Source organism: Acidovorax sp. GW835-FHT14G06 (assembly GCF_058793595.1).
Window position 1 is genome coordinate 195,305 of the sequence record NZ_JBXAGA010000008.1, and the last position, 24,881, is coordinate 220,185.

Annotated in this window: 22 protein-coding genes; 15 read left to right on the forward strand and 7 right to left on the reverse strand. The window is 66.6% G+C overall.

Annotated features, from left to right (window positions below; all coding sequences use genetic code 11):
* Positions 1 to 8 precede the first annotated feature (8 nt).
* The 3 genes from AC1Q64_RS16025 to AC1Q64_RS16035 all read right to left on the reverse strand — a co-directional run bounded on the left by AC1Q64_RS16025 (position 9) and on the right by AC1Q64_RS16035 (position 2,734).
* The gene (locus AC1Q64_RS16025) at positions 9 to 1,283 is read right to left on the reverse strand and encodes a putative DNA modification/repair radical SAM protein (protein ID WP_492252021.1); all 1,275 of its coding nucleotides are present in this window, start codon (positions 1,281 to 1,283) and stop codon (positions 9 to 11) included.
* Between the two features lie 136 nt (positions 1,284 to 1,419).
* Positions 1,420 to 2,265, reverse strand: coding sequence for a class III extradiol dioxygenase family protein (locus AC1Q64_RS16030; RefSeq protein WP_492252022.1), 846 nt, complete (start codon positions 2,263 to 2,265; stop codon positions 1,420 to 1,422).
* Positions 2,266 to 2,383: 118 nt separating this feature from the next.
* Positions 2,384 to 2,734 carry a protocatechuate 4,5-dioxygenase subunit alpha gene (locus AC1Q64_RS16035; protein ID WP_492252023.1) on the reverse strand — a complete coding sequence of 117 codons (351 nt, stop codon included), beginning with the start codon at positions 2,732 to 2,734 and terminating at the stop codon, positions 2,384 to 2,386.
* Positions 2,735 to 2,792: 58 nt separating this feature from the next.
* On the opposite strand from AC1Q64_RS16035, the gene AC1Q64_RS16040 reads away from it, so the two are divergent.
* Complete coding sequence (locus AC1Q64_RS16040) at positions 2,793 to 3,734, forward strand: LysR family transcriptional regulator (protein ID WP_492252024.1); 942 nt, start codon at positions 2,793 to 2,795, stop codon at positions 3,732 to 3,734.
* Between the two features lie 9 nt (positions 3,735 to 3,743).
* Here the strand turns inward: AC1Q64_RS16040 and AC1Q64_RS16045 are convergent, their stop codons facing one another.
* Positions 3,744 to 4,619 (reverse strand): gamma-glutamyl-gamma-aminobutyrate hydrolase family protein, encoded by an 876-nt coding sequence (locus AC1Q64_RS16045; RefSeq protein ID WP_492252025.1) that lies wholly within the window; start codon positions 4,617 to 4,619, stop codon positions 3,744 to 3,746.
* Between the two features lie 293 nt (positions 4,620 to 4,912).
* Here AC1Q64_RS16045 and AC1Q64_RS16050 point away from each other — a divergent pair, with 293 nt between their 5' ends.
* The 3 genes from AC1Q64_RS16050 (at position 4,913) to AC1Q64_RS16060 (ending at position 10,911) form a co-directional block, all read left to right on the forward strand.
* A complete protein-coding gene (locus tag AC1Q64_RS16050; protein ID WP_492252026.1) occupies positions 4,913 to 8,482 on the forward strand; it encodes a TonB-dependent receptor domain-containing protein in 3,570 nt (1,189 codons plus the stop codon).
* Entirely contained in the window at positions 8,454 to 10,472 is a 2,019-nt protein-coding gene (locus tag AC1Q64_RS16055; RefSeq protein ID WP_492252027.1) for a CHASE2 domain-containing protein, read from the forward strand. Before AC1Q64_RS16050 ends, AC1Q64_RS16055 begins: the two co-directional genes overlap by 29 nt.
* Before the next feature lie 85 nt (positions 10,473 to 10,557).
* The gene (locus AC1Q64_RS16060; RefSeq protein WP_492252028.1) at positions 10,558 to 10,911 is read left to right on the forward strand and encodes an HPF/RaiA family ribosome-associated protein; all 354 of its coding nucleotides are present in this window, start codon (positions 10,558 to 10,560) and stop codon (positions 10,909 to 10,911) included.
* A gap of 183 nt (positions 10,912 to 11,094) precedes the next feature.
* Here AC1Q64_RS16060 and AC1Q64_RS16065 read toward each other — a convergent pair whose 3' ends face one another.
* Both AC1Q64_RS16065 and AC1Q64_RS16070 read right to left on the reverse strand, forming a co-directional pair.
* Positions 11,095 to 12,060 carry a PDR/VanB family oxidoreductase gene (locus AC1Q64_RS16065; RefSeq protein ID WP_492252029.1) on the reverse strand — a complete coding sequence of 322 codons (966 nt, stop codon included), beginning with the start codon at positions 12,058 to 12,060 and terminating at the stop codon, positions 11,095 to 11,097.
* A complete protein-coding gene (locus tag AC1Q64_RS16070) occupies positions 12,057 to 13,112 on the reverse strand; it encodes an aromatic ring-hydroxylating dioxygenase subunit alpha (protein ID WP_492252030.1) in 1,056 nt (351 codons plus the stop codon). Before AC1Q64_RS16070 ends, AC1Q64_RS16065 begins: the two co-directional genes overlap by 4 nt.
* Before the next feature lie 252 nt (positions 13,113 to 13,364).
* On the opposite strand from AC1Q64_RS16070, the gene AC1Q64_RS16075 reads away from it, so the two are divergent.
* From AC1Q64_RS16075 to AC1Q64_RS16110, 8 genes are all read left to right on the forward strand, one after another.
* Entirely contained in the window at positions 13,365 to 14,141 is a 777-nt protein-coding gene (locus tag AC1Q64_RS16075; RefSeq protein ID WP_492252031.1) for a GntR family transcriptional regulator, read from the forward strand.
* A gap of 145 nt (positions 14,142 to 14,286) precedes the next feature.
* A complete protein-coding gene (locus AC1Q64_RS16080; RefSeq protein WP_492252032.1) occupies positions 14,287 to 15,471 on the forward strand; it encodes an ABC transporter substrate-binding protein in 1,185 nt (394 codons plus the stop codon).
* Positions 15,472 to 15,766: 295 nt separating this feature from the next.
* Positions 15,767 to 16,639 (forward strand): branched-chain amino acid ABC transporter permease, encoded by an 873-nt coding sequence (locus AC1Q64_RS16085; protein WP_060984885.1) that lies wholly within the window; start codon positions 15,767 to 15,769, stop codon positions 16,637 to 16,639.
* The gene (locus AC1Q64_RS16090) at positions 16,639 to 17,634 is read left to right on the forward strand and encodes a branched-chain amino acid ABC transporter permease (protein ID WP_492252033.1); all 996 of its coding nucleotides are present in this window, start codon (positions 16,639 to 16,641) and stop codon (positions 17,632 to 17,634) included. The genes AC1Q64_RS16085 and AC1Q64_RS16090 overlap by 1 nt, the downstream gene beginning before the upstream one ends.
* A gap of 1 nt (position 17,635) precedes the next feature.
* The gene (locus tag AC1Q64_RS16095; protein WP_192419086.1) at positions 17,636 to 18,409 is read left to right on the forward strand and encodes an ABC transporter ATP-binding protein; all 774 of its coding nucleotides are present in this window, start codon (positions 17,636 to 17,638) and stop codon (positions 18,407 to 18,409) included.
* Positions 18,402 to 19,127 carry an ABC transporter ATP-binding protein gene (locus tag AC1Q64_RS16100; protein ID WP_492252034.1) on the forward strand — a complete coding sequence of 242 codons (726 nt, stop codon included), beginning with the start codon at positions 18,402 to 18,404 and terminating at the stop codon, positions 19,125 to 19,127. Before AC1Q64_RS16095 ends, AC1Q64_RS16100 begins: the two co-directional genes overlap by 8 nt.
* 8 nt (positions 19,128 to 19,135) lie before the next feature.
* Positions 19,136 to 20,113, forward strand: coding sequence for a Bug family tripartite tricarboxylate transporter substrate binding protein (locus tag AC1Q64_RS16105; RefSeq protein ID WP_492252035.1), 978 nt, complete (start codon positions 19,136 to 19,138; stop codon positions 20,111 to 20,113).
* Positions 20,114 to 20,181: 68 nt separating this feature from the next.
* Positions 20,182 to 21,096 (forward strand): DUF1932 domain-containing protein, encoded by a 915-nt coding sequence (locus AC1Q64_RS16110; protein WP_492252036.1) that lies wholly within the window; start codon positions 20,182 to 20,184, stop codon positions 21,094 to 21,096.
* A 118-nt stretch (positions 21,097 to 21,214) separates the two neighbouring features.
* Here AC1Q64_RS16110 and AC1Q64_RS16115 read toward each other — a convergent pair whose 3' ends face one another.
* Positions 21,215 to 22,180, reverse strand: coding sequence for a LysR substrate-binding domain-containing protein (locus AC1Q64_RS16115; protein ID WP_291434224.1), 966 nt, complete (start codon positions 22,178 to 22,180; stop codon positions 21,215 to 21,217).
* Between the two features lie 169 nt (positions 22,181 to 22,349).
* On the opposite strand from AC1Q64_RS16115, the gene AC1Q64_RS16120 reads away from it, so the two are divergent.
* From AC1Q64_RS16120 to ligK, 3 genes are read left to right on the forward strand one after another with little or no spacing between them, the layout of a single operon-like run.
* The gene (locus tag AC1Q64_RS16120; protein ID WP_492252037.1) at positions 22,350 to 23,042 is read left to right on the forward strand and encodes a substrate-binding domain-containing protein; all 693 of its coding nucleotides are present in this window, start codon (positions 22,350 to 22,352) and stop codon (positions 23,040 to 23,042) included.
* A 35-nt stretch (positions 23,043 to 23,077) separates the two neighbouring features.
* Positions 23,078 to 24,112 (forward strand): amidohydrolase family protein, encoded by a 1,035-nt coding sequence (locus AC1Q64_RS16125; protein ID WP_492252038.1) that lies wholly within the window; start codon positions 23,078 to 23,080, stop codon positions 24,110 to 24,112.
* Between the two features lies 1 nt (position 24,113).
* Positions 24,114 to 24,797 (forward strand): 4-carboxy-4-hydroxy-2-oxoadipate aldolase/oxaloacetate decarboxylase, encoded by a 684-nt coding sequence (gene ligK / locus AC1Q64_RS16130; RefSeq protein ID WP_056067987.1) that lies wholly within the window; start codon positions 24,114 to 24,116, stop codon positions 24,795 to 24,797.
* Positions 24,798 to 24,881 lie beyond the last annotated feature (84 nt).

The window sequence follows — 24,881 nt, forward strand, 5'->3', positions numbered from 1 at the left end:
TCTCCAGCTCAGAACAGGCTGCGCTGCACCGGCGGCGGCGCCAGTTGTGCAGCCAGGTCCGCTGCGTCCAGCGCACGCCCGGGGCGGTAGTCGGCCGCCTCCACAAAGGGCAGCACTTTCTTCAGCGGCACGTGCAGCCGCGCCAGGTCCGCATGCCGCAGGCGGCGCACGCGGCGGGCGGCCAGCAGGCGGTCCACCGTCTGCACACCAAACCCGGGCACGCGCAGCAGCAGTTCGCGCGGGGCGGTGTTGAGGTTGACCGGAAAACGCTCGCGGTGCGCCAGCGCCCAGGCCAGCTTGGGGTCCATGTCCAGCGCCAGCATGCCCACTTGGGAGGGCGGCACGATCTCGTCGTGGGTGAAGCCGTAAAAGCGCATCAGCCAGTCGGCCTGGTACAGCCGGTGCTCGCGCACCGTGGGTGGTGCGGCCAGCGGCAGGGCGTGGGCCGCGTCGGGGATGGGGCTGAAGGCTGAGTAATACACGCGCCGCAGCTGGTGCGCGCCATACAGCCGCGCGCTGGTGGCGAGGATGGTGCGGTCGCTGGTGGCATCGGCCCCCACGATCATCTGCGTGCTCTGCCCGCCTAGCGCGAAGTGCGGCACGCTGGCGCGGCGTGTGGTGCGCGACTGCGGCATGGACACGATGGTCTGCGCGGCTTGCTCCTTGCGGGCCGCACGCGATTCGCCAATGTGCACCGCCATGCGGGCCATGGACCGGTCGATGGCGGCGCTGTCTTTCTCAGGAGCCAGAGCCTTCAAGCCCTCGGCGGTGGGCAGCTCGATGTTGATGGAGAGGCGGTCGGCATAGCGGCCGGCGCGTTCCATCAGCTCGGGCGATGCGTCGGGGATGGTCTTCAAGTGGATGTAGCCGCGAAAGTCGTGCTCTTCGCGCAGCACGCGGGCCACCTCCACCACCTGCTCCATGGTGTAGTCAGGGCTCTGGATGATGCCGCTGGAGAGGAACAGCCCCTCGATGCAATTGCGGCGGTAAAAGTCCAGCGTGAGCCGCACCACCTCATCGACCGTGAAGCGCGCCCGGGGCACGTTACTGGTCACGCGGTTCACGCAGTACAGGCAGTCGTACTGGCAGAAGTTGGTGAGCAGAATCTTGAGCAGGGAGATGCAGCGCCCGTCCGGCGCGTAGCTGTGGCAGATGCCCATGCCCTCGGTCGAGCCCATGCCGCGCCCGCCCACCGAGTTGCGCGGCGCAGCGCCGCTCGATGCACACGAGGCGTCGTACTTGGCGGCGTCGGCCAGGATGGCGAGTTTGGACTGTAAATTCACTGGATGAATTTACAGTATTTTGATTGCCTGACGCCAGTCTGGGGTCAAGCGATGTCTGCTGCTTGCTCCTAATTTGATAGCTTAGGGTGCTTGTAAATCAAGCGCTTGCAGTCAAAAACCCCCAAAATCTGCTGGATTACACCGTTTCGAGGGCCATCACCGCCGTGGCCGTGTTCGAAATGGGGATGTGGTAGTTGCTGTGCACCCGCCGCACGCCCGCGCTGGCGGTGGACAGCGCCCCGCGCATCGCCAGCCACATCAGCAGCTCCACGCCCTGGGTGCCGGTCTTTTCCACCAGCTCGTGCACGCTGTACTGCGTGGCCCATTCGGGGTTGGTGGTCAGGCTCTCGATGAACTGCAGGTCAAACGCCTTGTTGATAAAGCCTGCGCGCTCGCCATCGAGCTGGTGGCTGAGGCCGCCCGACGCAATCACCGCCACCTTCTTGTCGCTGTCCGAGCTCTGGATCGCCTGGCCCACGGCCTTGCCCAGCGCGTAGCAGCGCTTGGCCGAGGGCAGCGGAAACTGCACGGTGTTGATGCACACAGGGACCACCGTCACCGGGCAATCGCCCTCGGGCCAAAAGAGCTTGAGCGGCAGCGTGCAGGCGTGGTCCACCAGCATCTCCTGGCAGGTGGTCACATCAAACTCCTGGTCGATCAGCGTGTTGATGAGGTGCCACGACAATTCCACCTCGCCTTTGAACGGCGGCAGCGTGGGGATGCCCCAGCCCTCGTCGGCGTTGTTGTATTGGGCCGCTGCGCCCACGGCAAAGGTGGGCATTTTGTCGAGGAAGAAGTTCAGGCCGTGGTCGTTGTAGAACATCACCACCACGTCAGGCTGCTTCTCGCCCAGCCACTGGCGGATGGGCGGAAAGCCGTCGAAGAAGGGCTTCCAGTACGGCTCGTTTTGCAGGCCCTTGTGGATGGCGTTGCCAATGGCCGGGATGTGCGAGGTGCCGAGGCCGCCGATGAGTTGTGCCATTTCGTTTTCCTGATGAAGGTTGTTGTGGCGTGTGTTGTTCAGGCGGCGCCGGGCCGCCCCAAGCCGCCTGAGGCCCCCTGGGGGGCAGCGAACCACACGCAGTGGGGAGCGTGGGGGCTCAGTCTTTTCCTGCGGCCACGAGCATGGCCTTGAATTCGTCTTTGGTCATGCCCGTCTGCTGCGCGCCGATGTCCTGCATGTCCAGCTTGAAGATGCCCGCAAACTTGGCCAGGTAGTAGGCGTTGCCGCCTGCAGCAATCAGCTGCAGCACGTTCTTGGCGCGGATGGCGGCGGCCTGCTGTTCGTTCAGGCCGTACTTGCGCATGTACGCCTCTTCGTCGGCCACAAAGGCCTTGCGGTTGGTCTCGTCGTTGAACGAAAAGCACATCTTGTTCAGCGCATAGCCCTTGCGGGCCTGGTCGCCATCGAACGGCGTGGTGCCGGGGATCGGGGGCAGTGGGGAAGGCATGGAAGTCTCCGGGGCTTGATGTAAGTCAGCCCGCAGTGTCGCGACGCCATTGCCAAAGATGAAGCCTGAAAACATCATCGAATGCATGAGCAATTTCGATGGATCAGCGCTGGACGGCCACCTGCTGAAGCTGCTGCTGGCGGTGCTGGAGACGGGCAGCATCACGGCGGCGGCCGAGCGCCTGGGCGTGACCCAGTCGGCGGTGAGCCACTTGCTCGACAAGTTGCGCGCCATCACCGGCGACCCGCTGTTTGTGAAGCGCGGGCGCGGCATTGTGCCTACCGCCCGCGCCGAGGCCCTGGCCCAGCCTGCGCGCGACATGCTGCACCAGATGCAGCTGTTTGCCCAAGGGGCCGAGTTTGACCCTGCAGCGTGGCAGGCCGAACTGACGATTGCGGCCAACGACTTCCAGCGTGATTTGCTGCTGCCCGCGCTGGCGGCCCGCCTGCGCAGCGCAGCGCCGGGCGTCACGCTGCGCATCGTGCCCAGCGGCGCGCCCAGCGCGGAGCTGCTGCGGTCTGATGCATGCCAGCTCGTCATCAGCCCCCGCCCGCCCGAGGGCACCGACATCGTGCAAAAGCGCTTGTTGGAAGACCAGTACCGTGTGTTCTATGACCCCGCCATGCGCAGTGCCCCGGTCTCAGAGGCCGAGTACCTGGCCGCAGACCATGCCACGGTAGCCTACGAGGCGCGCCGGGGGCTGGACCTGGACCGGCAACTGGAAGCACGTGGCGTGTGCCGCCGCCTGGTGGTGCGCGTGCCGGGCTTTGCTGCGCTGCCAGCGTTTGTGCGGGGCACTTCGCTCCTCACCACCGCGCCGTCGCTGATGGGGCGCACTGCATTGGCTGCGCTGGCGGGTGTACCGGTGCCTGTGGCCTGCCCCAGCCTGCCCATGTACCTGATCTGGCATGTGCGCTACCAGCAGGACGCGGCACACCGCTGGCTGCGGGCGCAGCTGCAGGATGTCTCGGCCGCTGTGTTGCCTGTGGAAGGAGCCTGACCCGCAGGGTCAGTCGCGCTGCCGTGACAGCGCCTTTCGCAGCCGCCGCGCCGCCCGCTCCCGCAGCGATGGCGCGGGGCGCGACACAGGTCGCGGGTGCGCCTTGGCCTGCTCGCAGGCTGCCAGAAAGTCATTCAGGATGGCCGTGTCGTCCAGCGTATCCGATCCCTGCTTGTGGAACTCCGGGTGCCACTGCGTGGCGGCGATGTAGCCGCGCCCTGGCGCGGGTTGGAGGCGGATGGCTTCGGGCACGCCGTCGGGCTCGCTCAGGGCCTCGACCACAAACTCGGGCGCCACGCGTTTGATGCCCTGGTGGTGAATGCTGTTGACCCGAGCGCGTGGCGTGTTGGGGTACAGCTTGGCCAGGTGCGAGTCGGGAAGGATCTGGATGTCGTGGAAATGCTGGTCGTAGGTGGTGGCGTTGCGGTGCTGCTGCGCGCCGGGGTGCTGTGACTCGATGTCCTGGTACAGCGCGCCGCCAAAGGCCACGTTGATGAGCTGCAGGCCCCGGCACACGCCGAAGATGGGCTTGCCCACCTGGGCAAAGGCTTTGACCACGGCCAGGTCGTACAGGTCGCGCACGCGGTCGCCCACCCACTCCTCGCGCAGGGGCTCCTCGCCATAGTTGCCCGGCCACACGTCGGCGCCGCCGTGCATCACGATACCGTCCAGCCATTCGGCATAGTGGTCCAGCGTCACATCGCCACGTGCCGTCTCGCCCGTGGGGCAGGGCACCATCACCACCATGGCACCGGCCGACATCAGCCAGTGGGCGATGGACTGCTCGACGTACTGCAGCGTCTTGCCCTTGAACAGCGGGCGCGCAGGGTCGGCGTGTTGAAAGCAGGCGGACAGGCCAATCTTGAGGCGGGGGGCAGCAGGCATGTGGGAAAGCTCCGGGCAGCGCTTGTGCGCGCGATCAGTGCAGTTGTAGCACCGCGCGCCCTACGGCGTCTGTAGGAAAGGGCCGTGCGGAGCGCCGCCGCGCCCTCCCCGGGTTGACGGGGCGCGCCATCTGTCACAACCTGCTGCGAAATGTGGCTTTCTTCATGAATTGTGTCTGTATGGCTCTTGGAGGCTGGCGAATTTTGTGGGGGTGCTGGCCATAATTTCGGCTCACCCAGCGCGAGGGAGGGGCGCCCGGTGGAGCGATGCATGCCTTCCCCGAAAGCAGAAAAATGTCCCATCCAAGATTCCGTTTGTCCGCCGTGGCTGCGCTGGTGGCCGCGACAGCGGTCGCCTGCCCGCTGGTGGCCCAGGCCACCGTGCCCGCCGGTGCGGCGGCCGAGATCATCAGCCTGCAAGGCACCGGCGACCAGCGTGCCGCCACCGCAGCCGACTGGGGCCCTGCCCGACTGGCCCAGGCGCTGGCCCAGGGCGACTTTGTGCGCACGCGCCAGGCCGCCAAGATGGCGCTGCTGTTCGCGGACGACACCCAGCTGCGACTGCACCAGAACACGGTGCTGCAGGTCAAGGGCGTGGCCACCCCGGCACAGCCCGTGACCACCTTGCTGCTCAACGCCGGCCGCGCCTGGACGCAGACCAAACGCGCCAACGGCAGCCGCCTGAACCTGGAGACACCGGCCGCGACCGCAGCGATCCGTGGCACTGATTGGGACATCAGTGTCGAAGACGATGGCCGCACGCTGATAACGGTGCTCTCGGGCACGGTGGAGTTTTCCAACGCGCAGGGCTCGGTGTCGGTGGGCGCCAACGAAGCGGCGCTGGCCGAAGTGGGCAAGGCCCCGGTCAAGCTGGTGCTGAGCCAGCCGCGAGACCGCATCCAGTGGGTCAACGCGCTGCGGGCCGACCCGGTGCCCCATCTGTCGGCCGAGCCCGTACCTGCAGTGATGGTGCCCGTACGGGATGCCCTGGCGGCGCGCGACCTCGCGGCGGCCCGTGCCGCGCTGGCGCAGGCGCGCACTACCGCAGCGCCTGTATGGGTGGATGTGTTTGATGCGGCCGTGGCCCTGCAGGCGGGCGACCTGCTGGCCGCACGCGGGTCGCTGGCGCGGCAGGTGGCTGCGGTGGACGCCGCGCCGCTGCCCGCGTGGCTCATGCAGTCCGACGTGCAGCTCATGGAGGGCGAAGGGGCTGCAGCGGCCGGTACGCTGCGCACCGCGCTGCAGCGCTGGCCGGCCCACCCGGCCCTGGTGGCGCAGCTTGCGCGGGTGCAGATCCTGAGCGACCGTATGGACGAAGCCGCAGCCACCCTGGCCCCTGCGCAAGGCACAGCCCATGCCGATCTGGCGCTGGTGCGTGCAGAGCTGGCCCGGCGCCGGGGCGATGCGCCCGGCACGCTGGCCGCGTACGCCGAAGCCCAGACGCTGGCACCTGGCGATGCGCGCGCCTGGCAGGGCCTGGGCAGTGCACACACCGAGCGCGAAGACCCACGCCCCGCCCGCGAAAACCTGCGGCGAGCCCTGCAGCTGTCACCGCAGTCGCCCGGCGCCTGGGGCGAGCTGGGCACGCTGGAAACCTTTGTGAACCAGTTCACCGAAGCGGGCCAGGCATTTGCCACCGCGCTGGGCGACAACCCGGCGGATTACGTCGCGCACACCGGCCAGGGGCTGCTGCACCTCAAGCAGGGGCAGCCGGATGCCGCACTGGATGCCTTCTTGCGGGCGGGCGTGATGGAGCCACGCTATGCCCGCGCCAAGACCTGGACCGCCGTGGCGTACTACCAGCTGGGCCGCCATCAGGATGCGCTGACCACTTTGCAGCAGGCGACCGTGTTGGACGACAAGGACCCGGTGCCCTACATGCTGCTTGCGCAGATCCACACCGATCTGTTCCAGCCCGGCGAAGCGGTGGAGGCTGCGCGCGCGGCCGTGGTGCGCATGCCGTACCTCAAGTCGCTCAACCAGGTGGCCAACGACCAGAAGGGCAGTGCCAACCTGGGCGCATCGCTCGCGTTCTTTGGCATGGAGGACTGGGCGCTGGAGATGGCGCAGCAGAGCTTCTACCCCTACTGGGGCGGCAGCCATTTGTTCATGGCAGACCGCTATGCGGGCGAATTCAACAAGAACTCGGCGCTGTTCCAGGGCTTTCTGACGGACCCCATGGCGTTTGGGGGCAGCCAGCGTTATTCGCCGCTGCTGCAGCAGCCCGGCAGCCACGGGTCTGTGGGTATGACCCTGGACCGCGAGTTTTACCGCATGCGTGCGCCAGCGGTCACGCTCAACGGCCTGGACAACAGCCATGTGCCCGTGTCGTGGTTCTTCAAGGCGCAGACGGCGGATGTGAGTGCCTATCCGTTCGACCTGCAGGTCAACCGACTTCCTGCCATGCGCGCGGGCGAGGGAGACCTGCGTGCCCATGCCATCACCGCTGGGGTGGGCATGCAGCCCACCGAGCGCATCAACCTGTTTGCCTACGCCAACCAGTTCAGCATGCGCCTGCGCGGCCAGAACGCGCAGGAGACGGCGCTGGACGACACCGTCACCCAGGGGGCCCTGGGTATGGCCTATCGATGGGGGCCGACCGAGCAGACCTGGATCAAGCTGGGCCGCAGCGTGGACAACCTGCAATTGCTGCGCTACCCCACGGCCTACATCGAGCCACCTTTCCTGACCGTCATGGGCGTGAGCAGTGCCCCTCGCAAGGACTTCAGCGACATTCAGCTACGCCACACCGTGGACACCACCCCCGGCAGCCGCTGGAGCGTAACGCTAGAGCATGTGCGCGAGCGCCAGAACAACCTTTTGGCGGGCGAGGCCGCTGTGGTGGCAGACATTCCCGGCGTGGGCCTGTACCGCGACTACCTCGTCCTGGCAGGCTACAACCGCATTGACCGTCGTTACACCGGCCTCACGCTGGCGACTACCCAGCGGCTCGACCCGGCGCTGACCCTGGACGCAGCCCTGGGCCTGCAACAGATCCGCCACCGTGTGGACGGCCTCACGCAGAGCTATCTGGTGGGGCTGGATGCTCTCAGTGAAGACCAGGCCCGCCGCGCGGACACCGAGCGCGTGGTCACGCCGCGCCTGGGCGCGGTGTGGCAGCCCGCTGCGGGCACCACGTTGCGTGTGGCCTACCAGGACTGGTTGCGGCCCCTGAGCGTCTCCACCCTTGCCAGCGTGGAGACCGCAGGCATCCCTGTCGAAGATCGGCTGGTGGAAGCCGGTGGCCGCCACAAGCGCACAGTGGCGCAGCTGGGCATGGAGGTGGGAGCCAACACCTTCTTGGGCCTGCGCGCTGACCATCTGCGGGTGAACAACCCGGGTACCGTCGGGGTGGACCTGCGCACGCCCAGCCTGCCGTTCCTCGAAGAGATGCGCAACGCGCAGCTCGTCAACCTGTCCACCAGCGACCTGCTGGAAGACACGCCGAGTTTTGAGCGTGGCACGCTGCAGACCTTGGGTGGCATGGTCAACCACATGTTCAGCCGCCGCTGGTCGGGCTACGCCAAGTACCTGTACAAGCACAGCGAAAGCCGCTTGCTCGACGTTGGTGCCGAGGTGGTGGGGCGCATTCCCTACATCCCGCGCCATACCGTGGCACTGGGCGCCACCTGGGCCAGCGCGCAGCGCCTGTACCTGAGCGCGCGCGCGGTGTACCGGTCCGAGCGGTTTGAGGACAAGGAGAACCTCACGCGCCGCGCGCCGGGCTGGGGCGTGGACCTGATGGGTTTCTGGGAAACCCAGGACAAACGCTGGGTGGTGGGCTTTGCTGCCTTGAACCTGTGGGCGCCCAAGTCCGACCGGCAAAAGACCCGCTATGTTCTGGATGCGCGCTACCGCTTCTGATCTGGCGACGGTGCCGCACACCCGCCGCCAGCGGTGGCTCTCGCTGGCGGCGGGTGTGCTGGCGCTGCTGCTGGTGGGGGTCGCCACGCTCAGCCGCACCTGGCACGTGCTGGAGTTCAAGACCTTCGATGTGCTGACGGCGTGGGCGGCGCCCCATCGCACGGCCGTGCCGGTGGTGATTCTTGCGATCGACGAGCCGACGTTTCAGGAGCTGCAGCAGACTTGGCCGTTTCCGCGCAGCGTGCATGCGGCGCTGCTGGAGCGGTTGCGCGCAGACGGTGCCCTGGCCGTGGGGCTGGACATTGTTTTTGCCGAACCCACCCCCGAGGCCGAGGACGCAGCGCTGGACCGCACGATTGCCCAGGCGGGGCATGGTTTGCCCGTGGTGCTGGCCTCCACCCGCGAGAAGATCGACAGTGCCAATGCCGCGCTGTGGATGGACATCCAGCCGCTGCAGCGGTTTCTCGATGCGGGCGCCGATGCGGGCGATGCCGGGGTGGAGCCGGACGACGACTTCGTGGTGCGCCGCGCACCCGTCGCGCGCGAAGGCTTTGCGCTGCGGCTGGCCCAGCGCGTGACCGAGGCGCGCGGCCAGACGCCGGAGCTGCACCACTTCGACTGGATCGGCTACCGGGGACCGCGTGGCACGTTCGACACGCGCTCGTTCTACCAGGCGCTGGAGCCGGGGCTGCTGCCTGCAGGTTTCTTCAAGGGCAAGATCGTGCTGGTGGGGCGCTCGGCGCGCACCGCCACCGAGCTGGCGCACTCGCAGGCCGACCTGTTCAATTCGCCGTTTGGCACGGCGGGCGGTGAGCGGCTTTTCCCGGGCGTGGAGCTGCAAGCCACGCTGCTGGACAACTATCTCTCCGGCGGCGGGCTGCGCAGCATGTCGGACGCATGGACCCTGGCGATCACCGTGCTGCTGCTGCCGGTGCTGCTGTGGGCCAGCCGACGCCTGCATCCGGCGGGCGCGGCGGCACTGACTGCAGCGCTGGTGGTGGCGATGGGCGCGGTGTCTTGGGGGCTGTTTGTCAGCTTGCGCCTGTGGTGGCCGCCGCTGCTGCCTGCGGTGGCTGCGGTGGCCATCTATGGGGCGGCTGCGTTGGTGGGCTATGCGGTCGTGCGCCAGCGCGCGCGCCAGACCCGGGCGATGTTTGCACAGTACGTGCCGCCCGCCGTGGTCTCTCGCCTCATTGCCCAGCCCGAGCTGATGCGCCTGGGCGGCGAGGCACGCGAGGTCACGCTCATGTTCACTGACCTGGCCAACTTCACCACGCTGTCCGAGCAGCTGAGCGCCGAGCAGACGGTGGAGGTGCTCACCGGCTACTTCAACGCCATGACGCCCATCGTGCACGCCACGGGCGGCACCGTGGACAAGTTCATTGGCGACGCGGTGATGGCCTTCTGGGGTGCGCCGCTGGACGACCCGCAGCATGCTGAACACGCCGTGGCCGCTGCCATCACCATGCAGCAGGCCATGCAGGCGCTGGTGGCCGGCCTGCGTGCGCGCGGGCTGCCGCCTATCCACATGCGCATCGGCCTGCACACGGGGCGTGTGGTGGTGGGCAACGTGGGTTCGGACCAGCGCTTTTCGTACACAGCCATTGGCGACGCGGTGAACCTCGCTGCGCGGCTGGAGGGCGCCAACAAGGCGTTTGGCACCGGCATCCTGCTGTCGGCCGCCACCGCAGCGCAGCTGCCGCCGACAGTGGCATTGCGCGCACTGGACGATGTGATCGTCAAAGGCAAGACCGAGCCCGTGCGCGTGTTCACACCGTGCGACGATGCGGCCGTGCGCGATGCCAGCCTGACCGCGCTGACCGCCTTCCATGCGCGCGACTGGGCCGAGGCCGAGTCGCACCTGCGAACGGTGCTGGAGCGGCTGCCCGGCGACCTGGCTGCCACGCGCCTCCTGGAGCGTGTGGACGAAGCGCGGGCGGTGTCCGCCGATACCCCCTGGCAACCCGCCGTGGCGCTGGACAAGCTGTAAACATCCTTTGACATGTATTTACCGGGGGTATGGATACGGGTGCCATGATGGGGGCTTCGCAACTTCATCAGGAAGGACTCTCCCCATGCAAGTACAAGTCAACACGGACGACCACATCCACGGCGGCGAATCACTGGCCCACTGGATCACGGACGAGTGCAAGAGCCGGCTGTCCCGCTTTCAGGACCATGTGACGCGGCTGGAGGTGTTTCTCTCCGACGTGGATGCGGGCAAGTCCGGCGCCAATGACAAGCGCTGCCGCATCGAGGCACGCGTCACCGGCCGCCAGCCCGTTACCGTGACCGATGAGGCCGACAAGATGGCCAACGCCTTCATCGGCGCGGCCGACAAGCTGGCCCGCGCTCTTGACACCGACCTGGGTCGCGCCAAGGACCGCAACGGCCGCGACACCATCCGCACGGCGGTGGCGGAAGAGTAGTGAAGGTAACGCTGCACAAGCCTCTCGCGCGCAGCACATGCCTGGCTGGGGGGCCTTGCAGCGTTGTTTTGAGCTAAAAAGGCCGCAGGCGCATGATTGATATGCGCTGGCAGCTATTAATTCAGGAGTAAATGCAGAAGGCGCTGCAGCCAAAAAGTTGCAGCGCCGTTTGTTTTTCGCCGCCTACAAATCCAGCACCAGCAGCTTGCTGCTCGCGCGAGAGCAGCAGGGCATGAACTGCTCGTTGGCTGCCTTTTCCTCGTCCGTCAGGTACATGTCGCGGTGGTCCACCTCGCCCTCCAGCACGCGCGTGAGGCAGGTTCCACACACGCCCTGCTCGCACGAGGTCAGGATGTCGATGCCTTCAACGCGCAGCGCTTCCACCACCGACACGTCGGGTGCAATGGTGTAGACCTTGCCGGTGCTGGCAATGCGCACGTCAAAGCCCTGATCGCCCGAGGTGTCCTGCGCGGGGGCACCAAAGTATTCAAGGTGGATATGGTCCTGCGCCCAGCCCAGGGCCTTGGCGGTGGTCACCACATGGTCGATGAAGCCTGCCGGGCCGCACACATACAGGCGCTTGTCAGGGTCGGGCGCAGCCAGCACGGCGGCGGTGTCCAGCTTCTGCTCGGGGGCGCCCGCATCAAAGTGAAAGTGGGCGTGGGGCGCAATCGCCGATGCGGCAATTTCGGCGGCAAATGCCGTGCGTTCGGCAGAGCGTGTGCAGTAGTGCAGCGCAAAGTCAGCACCCGTGCGCGCCAGCCGGTCGGCCATGCACAGCAGCGGCGTGACGCCAATGCCGCCTGCCAGCAGCAGGGTGTGCTGTGCGGGGTGCAGCGCAAAGTGGTTGCGCGGCGTGCTGATGGCGATCACGTCGCCCTCATGCACGCTGTCATGCATGGCGACCGAGCCGCCGCGCGATGCCGCGTCGCGCAACACGGCGATGCGGTAGCGGTGCGACTCGTGCGAAGCGTTGCACAGCGAGTACTGCCGCGTCAGCCCGCCTGGCAAGTGCACATCGATGTGCGAGCCTGCGCTGAAGGGCGGCAGCGCAGCGCCATCCACGCGCGCCAGCTCATAGCTGGCGATGCCTTCGGCTTCGATCTGCTTCTTGACGACGCGGACCTGCAGGGTCTCCTGCGCGGTCATGCGGCCACTCCCTGCGATGCGGCAGGCGCGCGTTCTGCCGCCAGCAGGCGGTCCAGGATCTTGCGCGACTGCACGCCACCCGCATCGATGTTGAGCATGAGCAGCTTGCGGTCGGGGTAACGCAGCAGGTTTTCCTGCTGCAGCTCCAGCATCTGCTGGTCCTCCGCAAAGATCTTGCCCTGGCCGTCACGGATCTGGGTGGTGAGCGACGGGTCCTGCGGCTTGAAGTTGCGCGCCATGCCCCAGAAGTAGTGGATGGAGGTCTCGGTCTCGGGTGTGATGAAGTCCACCACGATGCTCGATGCCTTCTTGTCGGCCGGGGCGTTGTAGCCGCCGTGGCCCGCCAGCGCCACGCCCACCTCGATCAGCACATGGCTGGGCGGCGTGAAGTGGCAGATCTGCCAGCGGTCCACCGGCTGGTCGTCGGGCAGGCCGTTCATGCGCAGCGCCATCTTCCAGAACGGTGGTGCCTCGATGCCTTCCATGAAGCGGCTGGTGATTACCTCCTCACCCTCCACGCGGGTCTTGCAGGGAACCTCGTCGATTTCCTTTTGGCCGATGCTGGTGGAATGCACATAGGTCTCGTGCGTCAGGTCCATCAGGTTGTCGATCATCAGGCGGTAGTCGCAGGCGATGTGATACAGCCCGCCACCGTAAGCCCATTCGGGGTTGTTCGCCCAGGGCAGGTGGTGGATGGTGGCGGGGTCGGCCTTGTCGACTTCACCCGGCCACACCCAGATGAAGCCATAGCGTTCCACCACCGGAAAGCCGCGCGCCTTGGGGAACCCCTGCACGCGCTGGCCGGGCATGGACACCGACTTGCCCGTGCATTCCACCCGCAGGCCGTGGTAGCCGCACTGCAGGTGGCCTTCGCATACCGTGCCCAGCGACAGCGGGGCGCCCCGGTGGGGGCAGAAGTCGTCCAGCGCGGCGACCTGATCGGGCGCGGGGCGGTAGAACACGATCTTCTCGCCGCAGATGGTGCGGCCCAGGGGCTTGTCCGCGATCTCGTCGGGCGTGCAGGCTACGTACCAGGCGTTCTTGGGATACATGGTTGTCTCTCTCCGTGGGTGGAAGGTGTTGTCGCAGTCTTGGTATACAGCCCGCGTGCGGATCGCAGCTGAGTTGCTGCAATTGTGCGAAAAAGGCGATTCACTGTATACATAAGAAAGCCGTAAAACAGCTATCACACTTCTGTATATCTCATAAGCTGTTGTTTTGTAATGGGTGGATATGCTTTTGGGTAGAAGTCGCCCCGATTCCTGTATACATTCTGGTGGCTGAATTCCATCCCATCACCCGCCATGAACCTTTCCGACTCCCTGACCATTGCTTCACCGGCCGAGGCTTCCGAGGCAGGCACCTCGCAGGCCGTCAAGGCGCAGCTGCGCCTGCGCGAAATGATCCTGGCGGGCGAGCTGCCCGGCGGCGCCCGCATTGCCGAGCTGACCCTCGTCGAGAAGCTCGGGGTGTCGCGCACGCCCATCCGCGCCGCGCTGATGCGGCTGGAGCAGGAGGGCCTGCTGCACCGGCTGCCCGGGGGAGGCTACGCCGTGCGCACGTTCTCTGAAACCGACGTGGCCGATGCCATTGAACTGCGCGGCACCATGGAAGGCCTGGCCGCCCGGCTGGCAGCAGAGCGTGGCGTGGCCCCCGCCCTGTTGGCCGAGGCCCACGCCTGCCTGGACGCCATTGACAGTGCTCTGGCCCCTCCCACGCTGGATGACGAAGGCTTTTCGCGCTATGTGGAACTCAATGCGCGGTTTCACCTGCTGCTCAGCCGCATGGTGGGCAGCGATGTGGTGGCGCGGGAGCTGGACCGGGTCAAGGGCCTGCCGTTTGCGTCGCCCTCTGCGTTTGTGGTGGTGCAGACGCATTCGGCCCAGGCGCGCGACATGCTGGTGGTGGCGCAGGACCAGCACCGCCAGGCGCTGGACGCCATCGAGCGGCGCGAAGGCGCGCGGGCCGAGGCCATCCTGCGTGAGCACTCGCGCATCACCCGGCGCAACCTGCTGGCGGCGGTGCAGGCGTCGCAGGTGCAGGGCTTGCCCGGTGTACAGCTGATCCGCGAGCGGGCATAACGGTCAGTACCGGCCTGCTGCACCCCGTTAGTTATTGCATTTGGCGATACCTGAATGCTTGAATTTGCGCTTGTGAAATAACCCAGCCCACGCGAAACTCCCGCCAGCCTTTTCTGTATACAACGACTTTCCACAGGAGACAACGATGCAAAAACGCCACCTTCTTCGTGCCTCGGCTGCTGCCGCCATCGCGCTGTCCACCAGCCTGGCCGTGCTGCCCGCCATGGCACAGGACAACGTGTTCAAGATCGGCCTGGTTCTGCCCATGACCGGCCAGCAAGCCACCACCGGCCGCCAGATCGAAGCCGCAGCGCGCCTGTACATGGCCCAGAACGGCGACATGGTGGGTGGCAAGAAGGTGCAGCTCATCATCAAGGACGACACCAGCCTGCCTGACGTGACCCGCCGCCTGGCCCAGGAGCTGGTCGTCAACGAAAAGGTCAACGTGCTCGCCGGCATGGGCATCACGCCCTCGGCCATGGCCACCGCCCCGCTGGCCACGCAGTCCAAGACCCCCCTGGTGGTGATGGCTGCCGCCACCTCCAGCATCACCGAGGCATCGCCCTATGTGGTGCGCACCAGCTTCACGCTGCCGCAAGTGTCGGTGGCCCTGGCCGACTGGGCACCCAAGAACGGCATCAAGAAGGTCGTGACCCTGGTGAGCGACTACGGCCCCGGCATCGACGCCGAGAAGTTCTTCAACCAGCGCCTCACGTTCAACGGCGGCCAGGTGACCGAAGCCCTGCGCGTGCCCCTGCGCAACCCCGACTTTGCCCCCTTCCTGCAGAAGGTGCGCGACGCCAAGCCCGACGCGCTGTTCGTCTTTGTGCCCTCGGGCGCAGGCGCAGCGGTGATGAAGCAGTTCCTGGAGCGCGGCATGGACAAGGCCGGCATCAAGCTCATCGGCACCGGCGACGTGACCGATGACGATCAACTCAACGACATGGGCGATGGCGCGCTGGGCGTGGTCACCTCGCACCACTACTCGGCCGCACACCCCTCGCCCATGAACAAGAAGTTCGTGGAAGCGTTCGAAAAGGCCAACAAGGGCCTGCGTCCCAACTTCATGGCCGTGGGCGGCTATGACGGCATGCGCGTGATCTATGAAGCGCTCAAGACCACCAAGGGTGCCGGCGGCGGTGACGCCCTGCTGGCCGCCATGAAGGGCCAGATCTTCGAAAGCCCGCGCGGCAAGGTGTTCATCGATGCGCAGACCCGCGACATCGTGCAGGACGTGTACCTGCGCAAGGTGGAGCGTGTGAACGGCCAGCTGTACAACGTGGAGTTCGACGTGATCAAGGACGTCAAGGACCCCGGCAAAACTAAGTAACCCCTGGATAGAAAGCCCCCCTGAGCCGCTTTGCGGCTTCCCCCCAAGGGGACGCCGCCCCTGCGGCGGGGCGGCCCTTGCACGGCGGCACTGGCCTGGGGCGCGCCAGTTTTTGAGGGCGGGGTTCTGATTCGGGGTGCGGCATGTGTCATGCATCCTGGGATGTCCCCCACAACCGTTCGGGCTGAGCCTGTCGAAGCCGGGGCGTGTTCGTTGAGCGCACAGCCCTGGCAATCCCCGGCACCGCCACAGCCTCAGTGCCGTGGTTCATTTTTGTCTTCAATGAAGTGATTTCATGCTGACCATTCTTTTCGACGGCGTTGCCTACGGCATGCTGCTGTTCATTCTGGCGGTGGGCCTGGCCGTGACCATGGGGCTGATGAACTTCATCAACCTCGCGCACGGTGCCTTTGCCATGGCGGGGGGCTACATCACGGTGCTGCTCATGCAGCGGCTGGATGTGCCGTTCCTCGTCTGCCTGCCCATCGCCTTTGTCGGTACGGCCCTGTTGGGCGGTGTGCTGGAGCGCACTCTGTACCGCCCGCTGTACCACAAGGCCCACCTGGACCAGGTGCTGTTCTCCATTGGCCTGGTGTTCATGGCCGTGGCCAGCGTGGACTATTTTGTGGGCTCCACGCAGCAGATCATGCAGCTGCCCGAATGGCTCAAGGGCCGTACCGAGATCGGCAGCGGCGCATTGATGCTGGGCATGGGTCACTACCGCCTTTTCATCATCGCGGTGTGCGCGGCGCTCACCGTGGGCTTGCAGTACGTGCTGACCAAAACGCGCTTTGGCAGCCGCCTGCGCGCCAGTGTGGACGACCAGCGCGTGGCTGCGGGCATGGGCATCAACGTGAACATCGTGTTCCTGTCCACCTTTGCGTTTGGCTCGGGTTTGGCGGGGCTGGGTGGCGCGCTGGGTGCTGAAGTGCTGGGGCTCGACCCGAGCTTTCCGCTCAAGTTCATGATCTACTTTTTGATCGTGGTGGCTGTGGGCGGCACATCCTCCATCACCGGCCCGCTGCTGGCTGCGCTGCTGCTCGGCATTGCCGACGTGGCAGGCAAGTACTACATCCCCAAGCTGGGCGCTTTCATTGTGTACAGCCTCATGATCCTGATCCTGATCTGGCGCCCCCAGGGCCTCTTTGTGCGCAAGGGGGGCAAGTGATGACGAACCCGCAAAACACCTTGCTGCAGGCCCGGCGCTTTCGCTGGTGGGAGCCCGTGCTGTGGCTGCTGGCCTTTGCCGCGCCCCTGGCGTTGCCGAGCCACGCGCTCATCATCAACGAGATTGCCATTGTGGCGCTGTTTGCGATTTCGCTGGACCTCATCCTGGGATACACGGGCATCGTCTCGCTGGGCCACGCGGCTTTCTTCGGGCTGGGCGGCTACGCGGCCGCGCTGTTTGCCAAGCATGTGATGCCCGACCCGCTGGTGGGCCTGGCCGTGGGCATTGGCGCGGCCACCGTGCTGGGCGCCGTGGCGTCGCTCACCATCATGCGCGGCACCGATCTCACCCGCCTCATGGTCACGCTGGGTGTGGGCCTGGTGATGCTGGAGCTGGCCAACAAGCTCGACTGGCTGACCGGCGGTGCCGACGGCCTGCAGGGCGTGATGATGGGCCCGGTGCTTGGCAAATTTGAGTTCGACCTGTACGGCCGCACGGCCGCGTGGTATTCGCTCACCGTGCTGCTGGTGTTCTTTTTACTCGCGCGCCGCATCGTGCAGTCGCCCTTTGGTGCCACGCTCAAGGCCATCCGCGACAACCGGCTGCGCGCCATGGCCATCGGCATTCCGGTCACGGCCAAGCTGGCGCAGGTGTACACGCTGGCCGCTGCGCTGGCTGGCGCTGCGGGCGCCTTGCTCACGCAGACCACGGGCTTTGCCTCGCTCGACCTTTTTGAGTTCCACCGCTCGGCCGACGTTATGCTGATCCTCGTGATCGGCGGCGTGGGCTGGTTGTACGGCGGCATCCTCGGCGCCATCGGCTTCAAGCTGCTGCAGGATGTGATCTCGTCCATCACACCCCAGTACTGGACCTTCTGGGTCGGCCTGTTCCTGGTGGTGCTGGTGCTGGTGGGGCGCGACCGTCTGTTCCGCCCCTGGGCCTGGTTTGGCGCCGGTCGCAAGGCCGGGGTTGCCTCCAAAGCGGGAGGCCATTGATATGAACACGACAACCTCCACCACCGTGCTATCGGCCAAGGGTCTGGTCAAGCGTTTTGGCGGCATCACAGCCACCAACAACGTTACGCTGAACCTGCAAAAGGGCGCACGCCATGCGCTCATCGGCCCCAATGGCGCGGGCAAGACCACGCTCATCAACCTGCTGACCGGCGTGCTGGAGCCCACCGAAGGTTCCATCACCCTCGAAGGCCAGGACATCACGCGCCTGGCGCCACACCAGCGCGTGCAGCGCGGCATGGTGCGCACGTTCCAGATCAACCAGCTGTTCGACACCCTCACGCCGCTGGAGACACTGGCGCTCACCGTGTCGCAGCAGCAGGGCCTGGGCGGCAAGTGGTGGCAACCGCTGGGTGCGCGCAAGGCGGTCACCGAACGTTGCGAGCAACTGCTGGAGCAGTTTCACCTGACCTCCGTCATGGCCGAGGAAACGCGCGTTCTGGCCTACGGCAAGCGCCGCCTGCTGGAGATTGCGATTGCACTGGCCTGCGAGCCGCGTGTGCTGCTGCTCGACGAGCCCGTGGCTGGCGTGCCTGCGGGCGAGCGCGAAGAGCTGCTGCAGACCGTGGCGGCCTTGCCCGCCGATGTGTCAGTGCTTTTGATCGAACACGATATGGACCTGGTTTTCAGCTTTGCCAACCGCATGACGGTCCTGGTCAACGGCACGGTGCTCACCGAGGGCGACCCGGACACGATTGCCAACGACCCGCAGGTGAAGGCTGTCTACCTCGGCCATGGGGAGGACGCCCATGTCTGAGTTGCTGCGCATTGAAGGCCTGAGCGCAGGCTATGGCGAGGCGGTGGTGCTGCAAGGGGTTTCACTGGCCCTGCCCGAAGGCGACACGCTGGCCCTGCTGGGCCGCAACGGCACGGGCAAGACCACGCTCATCAATACGCTGGCCGGGGCCACGCGCCAGCACGCGGGCAGAGTGACCCTGGGCGGTGTGGCGCTGCACAAGTTGGCGTCGCATGAACGTGCAGCGGCCGGCATCGGCTGGGTGCCGCAAGAGCGCAATATCTTCAAGTCGCTCACCGTGCACGAGAACCTCACGGCCGTGGCGCGCCCGGCACGCAAAGGCTCGACCGCGCGGCAGTGGACGCCCGAGCGCGTGTACGAGATGTTCCCTCGCCTGGCCGAGCGCAAGACCAATCTGGGCACGCAGCTGTCGGGTGGCGAGCAGCAGATGCTGGCCGTGGGCCGCGCGCTGGTGCTCAACCCGCGCCTGCTGCTGCTCGACGAGCCGCTCGAAGGCCTGGCGCCCATCATCGTGGAAGAGCTGCTGCGCGCCATCCGGCGTATCACGCGCGAAGAGGGCCTGTCGGCCATCATCGTGGAGCAGCACCCGCAAGCCATCCTGGCCATCTCCGACCGCGCGGCTGTGCTGGACCGGGGCACGGTGGTGCACACCGGCAGCGCTGCCGAGCTGAGCGCGCAGCCCGAGCTGCTGGACCGCCTGCTGGGCGTGGCGAGGTAGCGCGCGCCATGAGCGCCGTGCACCGCAGAACCCTCCTGGCCTGGCTGGCGGTGTCGTTCAGCGGTGTGGCCAGTGCGCAAGCGGCCTTTCCATCGCGCCCGCTGCGCATCGTCGTGCCCAACGCCGCCGGTGGCGCGGCCGACATCACGGCGCGCACGGTGGGCCAGAAGATCGCCGGCCCGCTGGGGCAAAGCGTGGTCATCGAGAACAAGCCCAGCGCCGGCGGCGTGGTGGCAGGCGACCTGGTAGCGCGCGCCGAGCCAGACGGCCACACGCTGCTGCTGGTGAGCAGTGGCACGGCGGTGAGCGCCGCGCTGTTCCAGTCGCTGCCGTTCGACACGCTCAAGGACTTTGCACCCGTCTCGCTGCTGGCCACCTTCGACCTGGCCGTGGTGGTGAAGGAGGGCGGGCGCTTCGCCACCCTGGCCGAGCTGCTGGCCTACGCCTGTGCCCACCCGGGCAAGCTCAACATCGGCACCCCGCAGATCGGCACCACGCAGAACCTGGCGGCCGAGCTGTTCAAGGTGACGGCGGGCATCGATGCGCAGGTGGTGCCTTTCAACGGCACGCCGCCCGTCATCACGGCGCTGCGGGGCGGCGAGATCGACGTGATGATCGACATCCTGGGTGGCCTCATGCCGCAGATCGGTGCCAAGGCATTGCGGCCGCTGGCGGTGATGGGCGCGCAGCGTGCGGCGCAGCTGTCCGATGTGCCCACGGTGCGCGAAAGCGGCGGGCCGCTGACGGGCTTCAACGTCACGTCGTGGAACGGTCTGGCCGTGCCCGCCAAGACTCCTGTTGCGGTGGTGGAGCGTCTTTCGCGCGAGGTGCAGGCCGCACTGGCCCTTCCCGACGTGAAAAAGCGCCTGCTGGAACTGAACCTGAACGCCCAGGGCAGTACGCCCGCGCAGCTGGGCGAGCACCTGGCGGCCGATGTGCGCCGCTGGAGCGACGTGATCGCCAGGGCCAAGATCGCGCGGCAGTGAGCACCACCGCTGCATGTCAGCGGTACCGGCGGTGCCAGCGGTGATACAGGGGCTGAAAGGAACATCGAATGAACATCACACACATCGGCCTGGTGGGCTATGGCGAGGTGGGCAAGATCTTCAGTGCGGGCTTGCGCGTCCAGCCCGGCGTGGCCTCCGTCGCCGCATGGGATCTGAAGCTGGCCGATGCCGCGCACCGCGATGCCACGCGGCAGCACGCCGCGCAAGCGGGTGTAGTGGCCGTGGATGCGATGCAGGCGCTGTGCGCACGCTGCGATTGCATCATCTCGGCTGTCACCGCTTCGAACACGCTGGCCGTGGCGCAGGAGGCCGCGCAGCACATCCGCCCCGGCACCGTGTTCCTGGACCTGAACTCCGCATCGCCGGGCACCAAGCAACAGGCCGCTGCGCTCATCGAGGCGCGCGGCGCGCACTATGTCGAGGCGGGTGTGATGACCTCGGTGCCGCCCTACGGCATCCGCGTTCCCATGCTGCTGGGCGGTGCGCAGGCTGCAGCGTTGGCGGCTGTGCTGACCGGCTGGGGCATGGATGCCAACCCCGTGAGCGAGCAACTGGGTGTGGCCAGCGCCATCAAGATGTGCCGCAGCATCATGATCAAGGGCCTGGAGGCGCTGGTCGTTGAAAGCTACACCACGGCCCGCCACTACGGCGTGGAAGACCATGTGCTGCCGACCCTGGCGGAGACCTTTCCGTCCATCGACTGGCACGAACAGGGCCGCTACTTCTTCAGCCGTGTCGTGCAACACGGCCAGCGCCGAGCCGAAGAGATGCGCGAATCGGCCCACACGGTGCGCGAGGCCGGCATGGAACCGCTGATGGCCTCGGCCATCGCCGCCAAGCAGCAGTGGGTGGCCGACCTGGCGCGCGAAGCCGTGTTTCAAGGCCTGCCCAAGGACGCACGCTGGCAGGACTATGCAGACCGGGTGCTAGGTAGTTTGCCCACCGCACCCGCGAACGACTGAGCCCAGCAATTCGCCACCTGCCGGTGAAACTGGCGCGGCGCAATGCCAGAGGCGCCAAGCAAGGGCCGCCCCGCAGCGACGGCGCCGTCCCACCTCTGGGGGGAGACCGCGCAGCTGCTCAGGGGGGAGACCTGTACAACGCCTGCAGCGTAGTGCGGATCAGCTCCGCCATCGCCTGCTGTGTGAGCGTGGCCGGGCGCTGTGAGCTCACGGCCATGAACAGCTTGCTGCGCAGGCGGGTGCTGCCGCCCTCGCCCTCGCCATCCCCATCGCTGCCCGCGCCGTGAATGGGCCGGGTGCTGAACACCTCCGATTTGCCCGAGGTGGTGACTGCATTCATGGGCAGCACCGCGCAGCCCGCGCCATCGGCCACCAGGTCCAGGATGGCGGCCACGCCGTCGATCTCCAGGCTGATCTGCGGGCGTTTGCCGCGTGCGGCCAGCTCAGATTCCACCAGCATGCGGATGGAGTTGGGGCGGGTGGGGATGACCAGCGGAAAGCGCGGCAGCTCGTCCAGCGGCAGGGGCGTGCGTGCCAGGGCGTCGGCTTCTGCCTCGCTCTGGCCTACGGCGCGGCGCTGCACCAGAAACAGGTCTTCCTCCAGCAACGCCGTGGTCTCGATGCCCGGCGCGGGCGTGGTGTTGTAGAGCAGCGCGATGTCGAGCAGGCCGGTGGTCAGCGACTCGCGCATGGCCACCGACAGCCCCTCGCTGATGGCCAGCGCCGCATCGGGCATCTTCACGCGGAAGGCACGGGTCAGCGGCACTGTCAGCACCTTGGCAATGCTGGGCGGCAGGCCGATGGCCACACGCCCGGCCAGCGCGCCGCGCACGCGGCCCAGCTCCTCGCGGGCGCGCTCCACCTGGTGCAGGATGCCGCGCCCATGCTCCAGCAGCAGTTTGCCCGCCTCGGTGGGCGTGGCACCCCGGCCATTGCGCACCAGCAGGTTCTGGCGCAGCTCCACCTCCAGCAGGCGCACCTGGCGGCTCAGCGCGGGCTGGGCAATGTCCAGCACCACCGAGGCGCGGGTGAAGCTGCCCAGCTCGGCCACCCGCACAAAGTACTCGATCTGTTTGAGGTCCATGGCAAGGCTCTCTGCTATTTGCAATAGCTGTGGGTCAACGATCACGGAATGATATATCTGGTAGTGCTGGTGCCGCCTTCATGTTTGGGCTGGTGCTGCCCACAATCGACGGCATGTATACAACTGCACGCACCGCCTGGGCCATCCGCAGCCCGGCAGGAGACAACGCATGACGGCGCCTGTGATCCGAGGCATTTCTTCCATGGCCACGCGCCAGGTGCTGGCCGACCTGGTGGTCGGTTTTGCGCAGCAATCGGGCACGCAGGCCACCATTGAATCGGTGGGCGGCGTGGACGCGGCCAAGCGCGTGGCGGCCGGTGAGGCGTTCGACGTGGTCATCCTTGCGTCCGACGCCATCGACAAGCTTTTGGCTGCGGGCCATCTGGTGCCCGGCAGCAAGGTGGACTGGGTGCACTCCGGCGTGGCCGTGGCCGTGCCTGCAGGCGCACCGTTGCCCGACATCCGCACCGAAGACGCTGTGCGCCAGGCCGTGCTGGCCGCGCCCAGCATCAGCCTGTCCACCGGTCCCAGCGGCGTGGCGCTGGCCAAGCTGTTCGAGCGCTGGGGCATTGCCGATCAGATCGCCCCGCGCATGGTGCAGGCGCCCCCAGGCGTGCCCGTGGGCTCGCTGGTGGCCAAGGGCGAGGTGGCGTTGGGCTTTCAGCAACTGAGTGAGCTGCTGCACGTGCAGGGCATCCAGATCGTGGGCCCGCTGCCACCGGCCATCCAGATCACCACCACGTTTTCCGCAGGCGTTGGCGTGCATGCGCAACAGGCGGATGCAGCACGTGCGTTGCTGGCTTACCTGGCTTCTCCCGCTGCGGCAGACGCCAAGCAAAAGCAGGGCATGACCCCCGCCTGACCGATCACAAGAACACCTTCCAGGAGCACCCAAAAATGAGCCTTATCATCGACTGCCACGGCCACTACACCACGGCCCCCAAGGCGCTGGAGAACTGGCGCAATGCGCAGATCGCCGGCATCAAAGACCCAGCCGCCATGCCCAAAGTGGCAGACCTGCACATCAGCGACGACGAGCTGCGCGAGTCCATCGAGACCAACCAGCTCAAGCTGATGAAGGAGCGCGGCAGCGACATCACGCTGTTCAGCCCGCGCGCCAGCTTCATGGCCCACCACATCGGCGACTTCAATGTGTCCAGCACCTGGGCCGCCATCTGCAACGAGCTGTGCTACCGCGTCTCCACGCTGTTCCCCGACCACTTCGTGCCCGTGGCCATGCTGCCGCAAAGCCCCGGCGTGGACCCGGCCACCTGCATCCCTGAGCTGAAAAAGTGCGTCCATGAATACGGCGCCGTGGGCATCAACCTGAACCCCGATCCCTCGGGCGGCCACTGGACCAGCCCCCCGCTGACCGACAAGCACTGGTACCCCATCTACGAAAAGATGGTGGAATACGACCTGCCCGCCATGATCCACGTGAGCACCAGCTGCAACGCGTGCTTCCACACCACCGGCGCGCACTACCTGAACGCCGACACCACTGCCTTCATGCAGCTGATCCAGGGCGATCTGTTCAAGGACTTCCCCACGCTCAAGTTTTTGATTCCGCACGGCGGCGGTGCGGTGCCCTACCACTGGGGCCGGTTCCGTGGCCTGGCGCAGGAGATGAAGAAGCCGCTGCTCGACGAGCACCTGATGAACAACGTGTACTTCGACACCTGCGTGTACCACCAGCCCGGCATCGACCTGCTCAACACCGTGATCCCGGTGAAGAACGTGCTGTTTGCCAGCGAAATGATCGGCGCGGTGCGGGGCATTGACCCCACCACCGGCAACTACTACGACGACACCAAGCGCTACATCGAGGCGTCCACGATCCTGAGTGCCGACGACAAGCACCAGATCTACGAAGCCAACACGCGCCGCGTGTTCTCCCGACTCGATTCACGCCTGAAGGCAAAGGGGCTCTGACATGTTTGAACTTGGCGTTGTCTACCGCAACATCACCCGCGCCGACCGCGCAGCCGCCGACGGCCTGGCCGCTCTCGGCTCGGCCACCGTGCACGAGGCCATGGGCCGTGTGGGCCTGCTCAAGCCCTACATGCGCCCCATCTACAGCGGCCAGCAGGTCAGCGGCACGGCGGTCACCGTGCTGCTGCAGCCCGGCGACAACTGGATGATGCATGTGGCGGCCGAGCAGATCCAGCCCGGCGACATCGTGGTGGCGGCCGTCACCTCGGAGTGCACCGACGGCTACTTTGGCGACCTGCTGGCCACCAGCTTTCAGGCCCGGGGCGCGCGCGCGCTCATCATCGACGCCGGTGTGCGCGACGTGAAGACGCTGCAGGAGATGAACTTCCCCGTCTGGAGCCGCGCGATCAGCAGCAAGGGCACCATCAAGGCCACGCTGGGCTCGGTCAACATCCCCGTGGTGTGCGCCGGTGCACTGGTCACGCCGGGCGACGTGATCGTGGCCGACGACGACGGTGTGGTGTGTGTGCCCGCCGCCCGCGCGGCCGAGACCCTGGCCGCTGCGCAAAAGCGCGAGAGCTTTGAAGGCGAAAAACGCGCCAAGCTCGCCAGCGGCGTGCTGGGCCTGGACATGTACAACATGCGCCCCGGCCTGGAGAAGGCGGGCCTCAAGTACATCGACTGAGCGGATTTTTTCAGTCTTTTGGGCTGCAAGCGCTAGTGAATCATGTGCTGGCAGCTATGTAATTCATAGCAAATAGATTCTCTT